The following is a 14,713-nucleotide window of genomic DNA, read 5'->3' on the forward strand; positions in this document are numbered from 1 at the left end:
AAAAATCAGAAAGGACTTTTTCAGTGCCCTCATTAAAGGGTGGTCTGAGTGTAAGCGATAGGTTCTATAAATACCGTCAGATTAAGCTTCTAGCAATAAATCTTCTGGGTTTTCAAGTAAATCTTTAACCATTTTTAAGAATCCAACTGATTCTTTACCGTTGATGATGCGGTGGTCATAAGATAATGCTACATACATCATTGGACGGATTTGGATTTCATCGCCAACTGCGATTGGGCGTTTCACGATGTTGTGCATGCCAAGGATAGCAGCTTGGTCACCGTTGATGATTGGTGTAGACATTAATGAACCGAATACACCACCGTTTGTAATAGTGAAAGAACCGCCTTCAAGATCTTGAAGTGATAATTTTTTGTTACGAGCTTTAGTTGCTAAATCAGCAATTGAAGCTTCGATTTCAGCAAAGTTTTTGCGATCAGTGTCACGAACGTTTGGTACAACTAATCCGTCTGGAGTAGCTACTGCAACACCGATATCAAAGAATTTGTTGTAGTGAATTTCATCACCAACAATTTTAGCGTTAACTGCTGGGTATTTTTTAAGTGCAGCAGTTACAGCTTTTGTAAAGAATGACATGAAGCCTAGACGAGTACCATCATGTGCTTCTTGGAATGCTTCTTTTTTACGTTTACGAAGTGCCATAACGTTAGTCATGTCAATTTCGTTGAAAGTAGTTAGCATTGCAGTATTTTGAGATACTTCAAGTAAACGTTTTGCAGCAGTTTGTTGACGACGAGTCATTTTCACTACTTCTACACGTGATTCATCTACAGCTTTTGCAACTGGTGCTGGAGCAGCTTTTGGAGCTGCTGGTTGAGCAGCAGGAGCCGCTGGAGCTGCGTTATATGCAGCAACGTCTTGAACACGTACACGACCTTGTGGGTCTACTGGCGAAACTGCAGCTAAATCGATGCCTTTTTCACGAGCTAATTTACGAGCTGCTGGACTAGCAATTACTCGTTCTGTAGAAGAAGTTTCTTCTACTACTGGAGCTGCAGCAGGTTTTACTTCTGCTTTTGGTGCTTCTTGTTTTGGAGCTTCAGCTTTTGGTGCTTCTTTTGGAGCNGGAGCTGCAGCAACTGCGCCTTCTTGAACTCGTGCGATTACAGCACCTACTTCTACTACTTCGCCTTCTTGAGCTAAAATTTCTGTAAGAACACCAGCTTCTTCAGAAATGATTTCAGCGTTTACTTTATCAGTTTCTAATTCTACGATGAATTCGCCTTTTTCTACAGGGTCACCTACTTGTTTAACCCAACGTACGATTTCACCTTCTGTAATTGATTCTGCTAATTCTGGAACGATAATGTCTGCCACTTTATTTTCCTCCTTTAGTAGTTTGCACTATTTACGAGCTACTGCATTTTCGATGACGATTGCTTGTGCTTCTTTATAAGAATCTGCATCGCCTTCAGCAGGGCTTGAATGTTCTGGACGTCCAATATATACAACTTCTTGATCTTCCTTAGCTAAATCACGTAGGAATGGATCTGCGAAGAACCAAGATCCCATGTTTTTAGGTTCTTCTTGTGCCCATGCAAGTGTTTTAACATTAGGGAATTTTGCAAGGATTTCAGCAATTTCTTCTTTAGGGAATGGATATAGTTGTTCAACACGTACTAAGTGTAGGTGTTCAAAACCTTCTCCGTTGCCCACTTTTTCTGCGATATCGATTGCCATTTTCCCTGATGCAAATACGATTTTTTCAACTTTATCAGCATTTTGACCAGTTGTTGGATGTTCAATCACTGTACGATAATGACCAGTTGTTAACTCTTCAACATCAGCTGCTACGATTTGGTTACGTAGAAGTGATTTTGGTGACATCATAACTAATGGACGAACTGCTTCTGTACCAAGAGTTGCTGCATGATGACGTAATAAGTGGAAGTAGTTAGCTGCACTTGAAAGCATTACAACTGTCCAGTTATTTTCTGCTGATAATTGTAAGAAACGTTCTAGACGAGCGCTTGTATGTTCTGAACCTTGACCTTCAGCAGAGTGTGGTAATGATAAAACAACACCTGATTTAACGCCCCATTTAGAACGTGTTCCTGAGATGAAGTTATCGAACATTACTTGTGCCATATTCGCAAAGTCACCATATTGAGCTTCCCAAATAGTTAGCGCATTTTCGTTTTCTAAGTTATAACCGTATTCATAACCTACGATTGAAGCTTCAGATAATGGACTGTTGATTGGTGCGAAAGATGCTTTTGAACCAGAAATGTTGTGCAATGGAACAATTTCTTTACCATCTTTTTCATCATGAAGAACAAGGTGGCGTTGAGAGAATGTACCACGTTGAGCATCTTGACCTGTGATACGTACTGGATGACCATCTTGTAGGATTGTACCAAATGCAAGAGTTTCAGCATGACCCCAGTCAATTTTACCTTTACCTTCAAATGGATCACGACGACGGTTTAAGATTTTGTTTAGTTTTCTAAATACATTGAAGTCTTCTGGGAATGTTAGAAGTTCTTCATTCATTTTTTCTAAACGTTCGCGATCAACTGCTGTTTCAACTTCTTCTGTAAAACCATTTTTCACAGCTTCAGGCATTTCGTGGCTTGTAACTTTCCCTTTACCAACTTCTTTAACATGGTCAAGAGCAGCTTGTAATTCTGCCTTGATGTCGGCTTGTAGTTTAGTTACATCTGCTTCAGTTACAACACCTTCAGAAACTAATTCTTTACCGTATAAAGCACGTACTGTGTCATGATTGTGTACAATGTTATACATTTCTGGGTTTGTAATCATTGGTTCATCCATTTCGTTATGACCATAACGACGGTAACCGATTAAATCGATTAAAATATCTTTACCAAATTTTGCACGGTATTCTACTGCAAAACGTGCTACTTGAACAACTTCTTCTGGAGAATCCGCATTTACGTGAATTACTGGTACTTCATAACCTTTCGCTGGGTCTGAAGAATAAACAGTAGAACGTGAATCGAAGCGTTCAGTAGTAAATCCAATCATGTTATTCGCAATAATATGGATTGAACCACCAGTATTGAAACCTTTAGTACGAGAGTAGTTCAAAGTTTCAGTTACGATACCTTGACCAGCAAATGCTGCATCACCATGAACCAAGATTGCTAATGATTTTGAAGGATCTTGAACAGGAAGACCTGGTTTAGATGTATCATCTTGAGCTGCACGAGCTTGACCAGTAACAACTGGACTAACTACTTCTAAGTGTGATGGGTTATAAGCTAATTTAATAGTAGTACCATTTGGTGCTTTATATGTTGCTCCAAGGTGGTATTTTGCATCATTTGACCAACCTTTTGTAGCGATTAATGAACCGTCTTTCGGTACGAATAATTCACTAGGTACATGAGCAAAGTCAGCTAACATCATTTCATATGGTTTATGCACATTATGAGTTAGTACGTTTAAACGACCACGGTGTGCCATACCAATCATAATATCTTTTGAACCTTTGTCTTCAGAACGACGGATAATTTCATCGATTAAAACAACTAATGCATCAACGCCTTCAATTGAGAAACGTTTAACACCAACAAAAGTTTTATGCATGAATTGTTCGAAACCTTCAACTTTGTTTAACAAAGAAAGAATTTCTTTTTTGTCATCAGCAGAAAGTTTTCCGTTAAGTGTACCGTTTTCAATTTTAGATTGAATCCATTGTCTTTCTTCTTTACCTACTACATGATTAAATTCATAAGCAATTTTGCTTGTATAAATTTCTTTCAGGTAATTTATGGCATCTAATCCATTGTGAACGTTTACAGGAATTTCGTTTAATAATACTGATGCAGGAATATTCGCTAAATCCCCATCAGTTAGTCCATAAGTTGCCGCTTCAATACGAGTAGTATCTTTTGTTTGGTTATTTAATGGATAAATATCAGCAGCTAAATGACCATGTGCGCGAATCGCATCAGCGTATTTTACTGCAGCTAAAACTTTCTCAATATTACCTGGAGCGACATTTGTAGTTGTTTCAATTGTTTCTACTACAGGTGCGCCATATTGTTCAAAAAGTGCCACAAGATCTGCATCTACTTCTTCAGGAGATGTTAAGTATAAATCATACATATCCATCACATAGCCAAGGTTTGGACCTGAAAATGCAGACCATGGTGAGCTTGCAAGTGAAACGTTGTTTGACATGAGAATTACCTCCAAGTTTTTTGCCAAGTGGCAGTTCCATTAATTAAAAGAATAATTCTGAAATCCACTATATATTTTACAATTCTTCCTGCTGAAGATACACGTATGTAATGTTACATGCTGGGAAGAACATTTTTCCTTTCAATCTTACTACTCTTCACAAATAATTCAATATTTTTGTTGAGAATTGAGCAATTTTTATCTCGAATGATGGAATTCTTGAATAAATCTTCAAAAAAAGAGTTATTTTTTAGAAGGTAGTATCACTAAGAACTTTGTTCCTAAACCCAGTTTACTGGTTACAGTTACTTCACCGCCATACTTATTCACTAACATTTTGACAATACTTAGTCCTAAGCCAGTGCCACCTTCATCTCTTGAACGTGCATCATCTACTCGATAAAACCGATCAAAAATATGTGTTAAGTCATTTTCTGCGATGCCAATACCGTTATCTTCGACTTCGATTTTGCAATGCTTCAAGTCATTTGTCAAGTTTATTTGAATAGATGGATGGTCATTAGAATAGCGAATTGCATTTTGTAATAAGTTACGTATTATTTGCCCAAAAGCATTTTGGGAAATCAATGCAAAATTACTAGTAAGTTTTTGGTGATTCACATTAACCGTTATATCTGGATAAAGAATTTTCTGTTCTTGAATAATTTCATTTGTTACGGCCAAAATATCGCATGAATTATCATGATCATGAGATTCACCTCTGGCTAGTTCTAGCATTTCTCCTATCAAATTTTTCATACGTTTAATTTCTGATAATGAAATTTCAAGTGACTCATTTAAAACTTCTGGTTCGTCTTTTCCCCATCGTTGTATCAAAGATAAATGACCTTCAACAACCTGAATAGGGGTTCTAAGCTCATGCGATGCATCTGAGATAAATTGTTGTTGTAAAAGAAATGACTGTTCTAGTTCTCCCATCATTTTGCGATAAACTCGTAGTAAATCACCTATTTCGTCTTCTCTGTTATATATCATCTGTATTGGCGCTTCAAAGCCTTCTTCGGCAACAGAAATCATCTCTTGTCGCAAATTATGTAACGGTTTTAACAACATATTTGCTAAAACATAGCCAATATATGCTGACAAAACTAATGCACCTAACCCAGATATTAACATTGCCATTAGTAAATAATTCATCAATGATTGAAAAGCCGTTAATGGATGTGTCAATTGAATATATCCTTGGAAAAATCCTATTTCTATTTTGCCCGTTGCAACAAAACTTTCTATCCCCTCAATTTTCTGCTTATCTACAACATAACCTTGAAGAGGTACACTCTTTGGTATATCTGGAGTTTTAGAAATCGTATCATTAATACGTAATATCTCAATCCCGTCTTTATTTAGAATCCGAACGGTTTGGCTTTTGTCAATAATTGAGTTCATCAGACCTTTATTTGATCTAATATCATCAATAGTGATTGCATTTCCTTCTGATTCAAAAAACACGGTTAAATCATCCATTGTCCGATTAACTGATTGCTGTTGCTCAGATAATAACCAAGAGTGTAATGACCAATATAATACCGAACATATGATGGTAAAACTGATGAAAATAACAAAAGCGGACGTTAACGCCCACTTTGTCTTCAAAGATTGATTTTTTATAGAAACATTTACAAACTTTTTCATTCTCTCATCACATACCCTACTCCTCTTACAGTTTCAATGTAAGAACTTGCTTCTTTCGGAAGTTTTGAACGTAGATGTCGTATGTATACATCTACGACATTTGTTTCTACATCCGTATGGTATCCCCAAACGTTTTCTAAAATTTGATCCCTAGTACAAACTCTATTTTTATTGGAAATAAGTAAGCACAATAAGTCAAATTCTGTCTTTGTTAACTCTAGTAACCGATGATCAATATATGCACTATAAGCTTCTTGGTTTATAGTAATATTCTTAAATTGGAGAAGTTTTGACTCTTTCTCTAATTGGTTCGTTCTTCTTAAAATAGAACGTATGCGTGCAAGTAACTCTTCAATTGCAAATGGTTTAACAATATAATCATCTGCTCCCGCATCAAGACCGGCTACTCGATCCATCACTGCATCTCTTGCAGTAATTAGAATTATCGGCACATCAGAATGACTTCGAACCCTTCTACAAATCTCGATACCATTTAACTCTGGAAGCATGACATCTAAGAGAATAATATCAAAATGTTTTGTCTCATCAGATGCAATTTGTAAACCTTCCCGCCCATTGTAACTAACTGTCACGTCAAACTGCTCATGCTTTAATTCTAGTTCGATGAACCGTGCAATATTTTTTTCGTCTTCTACTAATAATATATGCTTTTTCATATCGTTCGCCACCATTTCTAGTTATCGGCATAATGATAAGAATCTTTTCCTGATACTCTTTTAGCATAATATAATGCTGTATCCGCTTTATCTAATAATGTTGAAATTTCTTTCCCATCTTCTGGATAACAGGCAATACCAATAGATGATGTTGGAGAGAAGTAATTCCCATCAATAATCCATCCATTACGAAGTACTTCTTGAATTCTTCTAATAGCTTGTTCAATTTGTCTATTTCTTTTATCAACTGAAGTGGACATTTTAGTTAATAGAACAACAAATTCATCGCCACCTATCCTTGCGATAATATCAGTATCCCTTAAACTTGAAGATAAAGCCTTACCAAAATGTTTAATAAATTCGTCACCAATATCATGCCCATATACATCATTAATTCTTTTAAAATTATCGCCATCGATAAATAATATAGCAATAGAATTTTCAGTTGAACATGCATCTAGTGCAAATTCATCGAACTTTTCTAACAAATATCTTCTGTTTGGTAACATTGTTAAACTATCATGATAAGCAAGAAAGCGTAGCTGTTCTTCCATCTCTCTACGCTCAGTAATTTCTCTAGCAACAGATACTAATTGATATTCTCCTCTGTTTCCTAAATCACTGACAGCAGAAATTTGAGATTCTAACCAAATGCTTTTGCCTTCCTTTGTAAGAATCTCTAACTCTAATTTTGTATTGCCATTTTTCTTTATATATTCTATTTCATTTGTTAAACTTGCACGGCTCTCTTTAGACAATAACTCAAAGTAAATTTTACCTAATAGTTCTTCTTTTTCATAACCAAGTCTTGCTTCATGAATCGGAGAAACATATTGAATGATCCCATCCTCGGTTGTTATAACGATACAGTCATTTGTATATTCCGTGATTAGTCGGAACAATTTTTCAATATTACGTAAATTTGTAATAATCGACTTCTTATCAGAGATATCAAAACTAATTGCTAAAAATTCTGTTATCACACCATTGATGTCTTTAACAGGTACAATCGTTGTATCTACCCAGTAGTACTTTCCATACTTTGACCGGTTGCGTATTTCACCACGCCATATATTCCCGCTTTGAATGGTATCCCATAAATTCCGGTAAAATCCATTAGTATGTTCACGTGAATTTAGGAGCACATTTGATTTCCCAATAAGCTCGTCTGAATTATACTGTGTTTGTTCTTCAAATTTAGTATTAACAAACTTTATAACACCATTTCTATCGGTGATGCATATATTTGCTGCTACGTTCAAAGCATCTCTATAACTATCTAACAATAATGTTGTTTCGACTAAATCCTTTTTCAACTGTACTTTACTATTGAGTTCTTGCCACTGAATGCTTATGGCAGCAACTTTATTTTCCATAAAAACAGGAGAAAAACTAACAACAAAATTCCTCATTTCACCTGAAGGCTTTTTATGTGAAAAAATAACAGAAGAAGAACCTTGACCAGCAAAAGTATTTTCAATATGGTGCATATACTTTTTGACATCATTAGAATTAATGAAATCTAATTTCAAAAATTCTTTTCCTTTCGAAACGTCTTTAAATAGATTTTCGCAAGCTAAATTCATATCAAAAACAGTAAGATCTCTTAGTAATATGACAGTAGGATCAATCTTATCTTCAAATAATGATTGTAAAAACAAATACTTTTCTTCTAACTCTTTCTGTTCAGATATATTTCTTGTAACTGCTAATATATATGTATGTTCCCCTTGAAAAATAGGTGTACAAAGTGTTTCATTTGTATACCCATTATCAGAAAATAAATAAAAATCACGAAATATGGTTGAATGTTTGGTAGAAATTGCTTTCAGATAATAGTCTTTGATGTTTTGTTGTCTAGTATTCATAAGTACTTCTGACATAAATTTACCTTCTGGATTAGTAGTAAAAACATTTTCAGCAGCTTTATTAATATAAATATATTGAAAATCATTCTCTACTTGTTCCATCAAAAAAACAAAACTATTATTTGCTTGATAAAGTGCGTTAAATTGCACCTTCGTTAAAAAGACGTCTGTAATATTGACACCTCACAAAATCAAACTGTAAATTCTGTAGCTAATTTTCCTTTTGTAAATTCGATAAGTGCATTATAAGCCTTTTGTTCCCCAGTTTCAGTTATATTAATATAAGAATAATTTTGATTTTCTATTGATAATTTATATTTTGAAACAAATGTTGCATTTCCAACTAATTTTAAATGATATTCCCCTTGTTGTTCTTTCACCAAACATTGTACGAATCCACCGGGGTTAAATACTGTGATTTTCTCATCATTCGTATGTTTTAGCATTTTGGATACTAAGGCAGAAGCTGTCATCGCAGTGCCACAAGCATTTGTAAATCCTACACCTCTTTCAAATGTTCTAACATATATCTCATTTTGGCTTATTGGATATACATAACTAACATTAACCCCATCTGGACAAATAGGATTCTCACCGTTTAAATAAGTTGCTAATCGTTCTTGATGTGTTGGATTTTCTATTTTTTCCTTTGGTACAAAAGCGATTAGGTGAGGATTAGGCACGGATACAGCTGTAAAAGCGATATGTTCATCTAATTCACCGTATATTTCATTGATAAAAGTGGTTTTATCATCCACTTCCATAGGCAATGAAGAAAGTTCAAACGATACAGGTGCAATTTCAACAGCATATGTAGGTACCCCATTAAATAACGTTTCTTCTTGTTCAACATGCAATGTCGCTTTCATCGTCTCGATTAATCCTTCTGAAACACCGTTCTTTTCTAATACATACCGTGCTACACAACGTAAGCCATTACCACACATAGATGCTTCAGTGCCATCTGCATTGATCACGCGCATTTTAGCCAAACCTTTTTTTGAAGGAGCTACTAAAAGTAAACCATCTGCACCACCATGATTTGTATCTTCACAAAGCCATTTGGCCAATGATACCCAATCATACAATGACTCATCTTTCGTTTCATAAATATAGAATGTATTTCCAGAACCATGCACTTTCAATAAATCTAATACCATCAAAAAACTCCTCCGTTCTCTATTCCATCATAATTCTATTGCTATTAGCATACAACTGATTTGTTAACGTCGCAAAGTTAAATATCCACAAATTTCTATAGAAAAATAAGGTAAAAATAGTTACCTCACGGCTTAAAAAATGATTATATTTAACTATATTCATTTTAAACTATCATGAATATTATAGTATTTTACAAATAATGAGTATACTTTCAGTAAATTTAGATAATTAATAAAAAATAATTCACATTCATTTTAGCAAAATTTTGTTATTAATTAAAATAGTAAAAAAATTTTCCGGAAAGCAAAATGTTCACATTAGCTGTTCACAATTTATATATTTTTTTGTGTTTTTTTAAAGAAAATAACTGTTTTCCCTTTGCTTTTTTCTTAAATCTTAGTATAGTAAAAGTGCAAAATAATTTCATAAGTGATTCCTATTTTTTATAGAGTCAATAGGGAAGGCAAATGGTGCGCCACCAGTGATAACTGGTTCTAGTGGGTTCGATTCCCACCCCGAAATTTTTTATGAAACATTAAATGAAAAATTTCGAGCGGGATAGAACTGTATTAGAAGTTCACCCCAGAGAAGGAGGCGTTCAGTATGATTAAACAACGTGAATTACACGAATGCAATGAGCTATTCGAGTTGTTAAGTCACCCATCTGTCTTCCCTTTTGTGCGTCAAAAGGCAAAGACAGCAGATGAATTTTGGTTTATGACAAGCCAGTTAATGGAAGATGAAGAAAACGGCAAGGTGGTTTCTCGTACAATTACAGATGATTGGGGGCAACCAATTGGCACAATCACTCTTTATGATGTACAGGATGGTGCTGGATTCTTAGGCACATGGATTGGTGCTCCTTACCAAGGAAAAGGTTACAACCAAAAAGCAAAAGAGTTATTTCTGAAAGAATTATTTTTTGAATTGGATTTTCAATGCGTCTTTTTGAAAATCCGAAAAGAAAACACAAAATCCCTTCGTGCTGCTTCAAAACTTGGTTATGTTATGGATGCAAAAGAAAGTCATCCATCTTTATATGAAGAAATAAACCAAGGTGAAAAACAGTTTGAATTATTAAAAATTCAAAGGGATACATTTTACTTCTATATGGCAACTCAAAAGAATGCTTCAGCAGAACAGGCAATGTAAAAATGGTGAAAGTGGGGATTTTGATTTGCTTACAAAATTGAATAAAAAAGACCATTTAGTTGCCTATCGAGAGGCGACCTAAATGGTCTTTTTGTTTCTACATAATTTCTATTAATACATATAGACAATCATAAACGTTTCGCATATTGCAGGATTAAATCTACCATTTCATCTGGTGTTTTTGGCGATTCAGCTTCTCCCATATTTTTGATAAGGGAATGCTTATGATCTTTTAATGTATTCATCGCATTCATAAAACTTTCGTTGTTTAGTTCATCTTCTTGTAATACTTCCGCAATACCTTGCTCAAAGAAAAGTTTTGCATTTAAAATTTGATCACCACGTGATTTTTGTAAAGATAATGGAATAAGCAACATTGGTTTTTTAAGTGCCAAAAATTCAAAGATTGAATTGGAACCTGCTCGAGATACGATATAATCTGAAGCATATAATAGGTCCGGCAATTCAGTCGTTACGTATTCAAATTGCTTATATCCTGGCATATCTACAAGTGCTTCATCTAAATGACCTTTTCCGCATAAATGAATAATATTATGATCCTTCAATAATTCCACCATATTGGAACGTACAGCATCATTGATAAATTTAGAGCCTTGACTTCCCCCCATAATAAGGATTGTTTCTTTCCCGTTTTGGAAGCCGCACATATTAAGTCCTTTTTCTTTTGTTCCATCAAATAATGCTGGACGAATAATAGAACCAGTACATGTTGCTTTTTCAGCTGGCAAATGCTTTAATGTTTGTTTAAAAACTGTGAAGATATGAGAAGCAAATGGTAAAGAAAGTTTGTTTGCTAAACCAGGTGTTACGTCAGATTCGTGGGATACAACTGGAATGCCAGAAAGTTTGGCTGCCATGACAACTGGTACAGAAACAAAGCCACCTTTTGAAAATACAACAACTGGTTTTACACGACGCATAATCGTTAACGCTTGTGAAATCCCCGCAAGAACACGGAAAGGATCCGTAAAGTTTTTCATAGAAAAATAACGTCTTAGTTTACCGCTTGAGATTGAGTGATAAGGAAGATCAGGGAAAGCTTGACTGATTATTTCTTTTTCAATTCCCTCTTTTGAACCTATATAGTGAACATCATAGCCTTTTTCTAAAAAAGATGGTATTATTGCTTGATTAAGCGAAACGTGGCCTGCTGTACCGCCACCAGTTAATATTACAGTTTGTTTAGTCATAATAAGATACTCCTATTCTATTTAAAAGCTAAAGCAACTCTATAAGACTCTTTCATCATTGAAATTTTAGTCTATACTCTTTTCGATTTTCACAATCTTTTGAGGAGTTACCTGCTATAGCCTGACAACTTAATCGGCGAAACACATGAAAAATAATATCTTGAGAGTGTGTCGCTAAAAACTAAATTCAAATACTTATTTTACTATACGAACAACTATAATAAAAGATACATATTAAAAATATGGGAGATGTAAACTTTGCATGAAACAACTACGATAAGAGCAAAATGGATTCTTATGCTAAAAATTGTATTTCCTATTCTTATCACCCAAATAGCATTATATCTGATGTCATTTTTTGATGTCTTAATGTCAAGTAAATATAGTACTGCTGATTTAGCAGGTGTGTCGATTGGTTCTTCTATTTGGATGCCTGTTTATACTGGTTTAGCAGGCATTCTGGCTTCTATCACACCTATTGTAGCACAATTAGTTGGTGCAAAAAGAGTGAAAGAAGCATCATTTCGTGTACAACAAGGCTTTTATGTTGCTATTGTATTAGCATTCTTTATTTTTTGTGTGTTTATACTAGCGATTGACCCTATCCTCTCCAAAATGTCTTTAGAGCCTGAAGTTTATCGTGTCGCTAAACATTATCTATTAGCCATGTGTTTTGGGATATTCCCACTATTTATATATAGTAATCTACGCTGTTTTATAGACGCATTAGGACAAACTAGGGTCTCTATGACAATTACATTATTGGCAACGCCTATTAATATTGTTTTCAACTATTTATTGATATTCGGTAACTTTGGTTTTCCAGAGCTTGGCGGTGTTGGAGCAGGAGTAGCTTCCGCCATTACTTATTGGATTATATGTGGGATTGCAGTATGGATCACAAAAAAACAAACACCATTTTCAGATTTTGCTATATTTTCAAACCTACCAAAGCCAAATTGGTCAAAATGTATGGAAATCACAAAATTAGGGTTACCAATTGGCTTGTCTATTTTTGCTGAAGGAAGTATTTTCTCAGTAGTTACCTTATTGATGAGTAATTATGATACGGAGGTAATTGGTGCACACCAAATCGCGATGAATTTTGCGAGCTTGGTATATATGATTCCATTAAGTATTTCAATGGGAGCTACGATTTTGATTGCTTATGAAGCTGGTGGGAAGCATTTTAAAGATGCAAAAACATATAGTTTAATCTGTATAGCGACGGCTGTTTCATTTTGTACAATTTCTTTAACAGTCTTATTAACTTTTAAGGAAAAAATTGCAGCTGTGTATACTAACGATCCAACTGTTGTTACATTAGCATCACACTTTTTAACATATGCAGCATTCTTTCAGCTCTCTGATGCTATTCAAGCGCCAATCCAAGGCGCTCTCAGAGGCTATAAAGATGTGAAAATAACATTTATAATGGCTCTCATTTCTTATTGGGTTATTGGTTTACCAGTAGGGTATTCATTGGCCAATTTCACCAATGTTGGACCATATGGCTACTGGATTGGATTGATTTCTGGATTAGCCGTAGGTGCCATTACACTTAGTGTTAGACTACACTTTGTTCATCAAAAAATGAAACAAATAGAATCTCCCTCTCTTTGAGGGAAGATTCTTGTTTTAATCACCTTCATAAACCAATCCACATTATTTTAATATTCCAGAACGAATAATTTTCACATCTACATTTGTTTGAATATCCAATGTTGAATAAGTATCTTTCCACTTTCCTTCTTTCCATATATTTGAACCTTTAGCCCTTACTTTTCTTCCAATACCAATCGGATCTGAGGATGCATCCTGACATTTCTTAATCATTTTATTCATATTATTTTGTATTTTCTTCGATAAAAATTTTTCTAATTGATACTCTATCTTCTCTTTCCCTAAATGATCCGATGGAAACTCATCTATATTCACTTCTATTTTCACGTTAATAGTGATTCTTTTTGAATTGCCCTGTTGTTTTATTTTCTTTTTTAATCGAATAATATCTATTGTTAGAGGTGTCTTTTTATCGTCCTCTTCATATAAAAACGTCATTCGAGCAGTATCTGATTTTCCTTTTGCTAATAAATTCAGTAATAGTGATTCTTTCGTATTTAATATAGTTCCTGTGAATTTCCGTTGATTAAACAGAGCAAGTCCTGCAGCTATAGGAGTTCCATGAGCCTCATCTTTTTTTAAATATGGTATAGCCAAATCGATTCCTTCATCAAAAAGCCTTGAACCTGCCTGTTGTAAATCTAAATCTTTTGGAAATATAGTATCTCGTTCCATACTTTCTATAAAATTTTCATAAAATTCACCAACATCTGAAGGCAACGGCTCTTTTATAGATAAAAAATCTTTCGGAGATCCCTTTGTAATAGCAATTTTAGAATTAATCGGATTTTGTGGATTACGATAATAGACATCTAAATATGGATAGATATCATCATGTGCTGTTTCTTCTGCTATTAAAAGAACTGTGAGTTCAGACAAATCAATTGTCTGGTCCATTTTCATATCAGCTTTGTTTCGAGTATCTCTTGGAGAGACTCCTTTAGTTTCAATTACTGTAAATTGAGTTGGATCACTCGCAGAATTTGGATATACATAATAGGATACTAATTCCCCCATATGCCCCTCAAAACCAGCTACAGAAATTACTGACAAGTTTTTGTATAATCGTTCATCCCAACATCCAGCGAGCAACAAAACACTACATAAGCAAACTATTGTGACTTGTCGCATTTGGAATCTCTCCTTCTATTAAATAAAATAATTATCCCTGAATTATTCACAGCTACATCATAAGTTG

General features: G+C 34.6%; 10 protein-coding genes and 1 pseudogene. 2 read left to right on the top strand and 9 right to left on the bottom strand.

What is annotated here, in order from left to right:
* Window positions 1–81 precede the first annotated feature (81 nt).
* The 7 genes and pseudogenes from odhB to dapF form a co-directional block, all read right to left on the bottom strand.
* On the bottom strand, window positions 82–1,086 hold a 1,005-nt coding region (odhB, locus tag CW357_RS16600), incomplete at its 5' end, for a 2-oxoglutarate dehydrogenase complex dihydrolipoyllysine-residue succinyltransferase (RefSeq protein ID WP_241155164.1).
* Between the two features lies 1 nt (window position 1,087).
* A pseudogene (locus tag CW357_RS18685) lies at window positions 1,088–1,338 on the bottom strand (biotin/lipoyl-containing protein); the annotation flags it as partial.
* Window positions 1,339–1,365: 27 nt separating this feature from the next.
* On the bottom strand, window positions 1,366–4,170 hold the full coding sequence (locus CW357_RS16605; protein WP_124218631.1) for a 2-oxoglutarate dehydrogenase E1 component: 2,805 nt from the start codon (window positions 4,168–4,170) through the stop codon (window positions 1,366–1,368).
* 243 nt (window positions 4,171–4,413) lie between these two features.
* Complete coding sequence (locus tag CW357_RS16610; protein ID WP_124218632.1) at window positions 4,414–5,823, bottom strand: HAMP domain-containing sensor histidine kinase; 1,410 nt, start codon at window positions 5,821–5,823, stop codon at window positions 4,414–4,416.
* Window positions 5,820–6,500 (bottom strand): response regulator transcription factor, encoded by a 681-nt coding sequence (locus CW357_RS16615; RefSeq protein ID WP_119415470.1) that lies wholly within the window; start codon window positions 6,498–6,500, stop codon window positions 5,820–5,822. The genes CW357_RS16610 and CW357_RS16615 overlap by 4 nt, the downstream gene beginning before the upstream one ends.
* Window positions 6,501–6,517: 17 nt before the next feature.
* The gene (locus CW357_RS16620; RefSeq protein WP_124218633.1) at window positions 6,518–8,470 is read right to left on the bottom strand and encodes a diguanylate cyclase domain-containing protein; all 1,953 of its coding nucleotides are present in this window, start codon (window positions 8,468–8,470) and stop codon (window positions 6,518–6,520) included.
* 89 nt (window positions 8,471–8,559) lie between these two features.
* The gene (gene dapF, locus CW357_RS16625; protein WP_119415467.1) at window positions 8,560–9,528 is read right to left on the bottom strand and encodes a diaminopimelate epimerase; all 969 of its coding nucleotides are present in this window, start codon (window positions 9,526–9,528) and stop codon (window positions 8,560–8,562) included.
* A gap of 604 nt (window positions 9,529–10,132) precedes the next feature.
* On the opposite strand from dapF, the gene CW357_RS16630 reads away from it, so the two are divergent.
* Complete coding sequence (locus CW357_RS16630) at window positions 10,133–10,681, top strand: GNAT family N-acetyltransferase (protein WP_119415466.1); 549 nt, start codon at window positions 10,133–10,135, stop codon at window positions 10,679–10,681.
* Between the two features lie 128 nt (window positions 10,682–10,809).
* On the opposite strand, the gene CW357_RS16635 is transcribed toward CW357_RS16630, so the two are convergent.
* Window positions 10,810–11,892 (bottom strand): undecaprenyldiphospho-muramoylpentapeptide beta-N-acetylglucosaminyltransferase, encoded by a 1,083-nt coding sequence (locus CW357_RS16635; protein ID WP_119415465.1) that lies wholly within the window; start codon window positions 11,890–11,892, stop codon window positions 10,810–10,812.
* A gap of 258 nt (window positions 11,893–12,150) precedes the next feature.
* Here CW357_RS16635 and CW357_RS16640 point away from each other — a divergent pair, with 258 nt between their 5' ends.
* The gene (locus CW357_RS16640; RefSeq protein WP_119415464.1) at window positions 12,151–13,515 is read left to right on the top strand and encodes an MATE family efflux transporter; all 1,365 of its coding nucleotides are present in this window, start codon (window positions 12,151–12,153) and stop codon (window positions 13,513–13,515) included.
* A 42-nt stretch (window positions 13,516–13,557) separates the two neighbouring features.
* On the opposite strand, the gene CW357_RS16645 is transcribed toward CW357_RS16640, so the two are convergent.
* Window positions 13,558–14,646 (bottom strand): Ger(x)C family spore germination protein, encoded by a 1,089-nt coding sequence (locus tag CW357_RS16645; RefSeq protein WP_119415463.1) that lies wholly within the window; start codon window positions 14,644–14,646, stop codon window positions 13,558–13,560.
* Window positions 14,647–14,713: the final 67 nt, after the last annotated feature.

The sequence above is a fragment of the Rummeliibacillus sp. TYF005 genome (assembly GCF_003844195.1).
Taxonomy (GTDB): Bacteria; Bacillota; Bacilli; order Bacillales_A; family Planococcaceae; genus Rummeliibacillus.

Excerpts from the sequence above, each read along its gene's own strand:
- dapF (WP_119415467.1), bottom strand. The coding sequence starts at position 9,528 with ATGGTATTAGATTTATTGAAAGTGCATGGTTCTGGAAATACATTCTAT.
- CW357_RS16620 (WP_124218633.1), bottom strand. The coding sequence starts at position 8,470 with ATGGAACAAGTAGAGAATGATTTTCAATATATTTATATTAATAAAGCT.
- CW357_RS16605 (WP_124218631.1), bottom strand. The coding sequence starts at position 4,170 with ATGTCAAACAACGTTTCACTTGCAAGCTCACCATGGTCTGCATTTTCA.
- CW357_RS16615 (WP_119415470.1), bottom strand. The coding sequence starts at position 6,500 with ATGAAAAAGCATATATTATTAGTAGAAGACGAAAAAAATATTGCACGG.
- CW357_RS16635 (WP_119415465.1), bottom strand. The coding sequence starts at position 11,892 with ATGACTAAACAAACTGTAATATTAACTGGTGGCGGTACAGCAGGCCAC.
- CW357_RS16610 (WP_124218632.1), bottom strand. The coding sequence starts at position 5,823 with ATGAAAAAGTTTGTAAATGTTTCTATAAAAAATCAATCTTTGAAGACA.
- CW357_RS16630 (WP_119415466.1), top strand. The coding sequence starts at position 10,133 with ATGATTAAACAACGTGAATTACACGAATGCAATGAGCTATTCGAGTTG.
- CW357_RS16645 (WP_119415463.1), bottom strand. The coding sequence starts at position 14,646 with ATGCGACAAGTCACAATAGTTTGCTTATGTAGTGTTTTGTTGCTCGCT.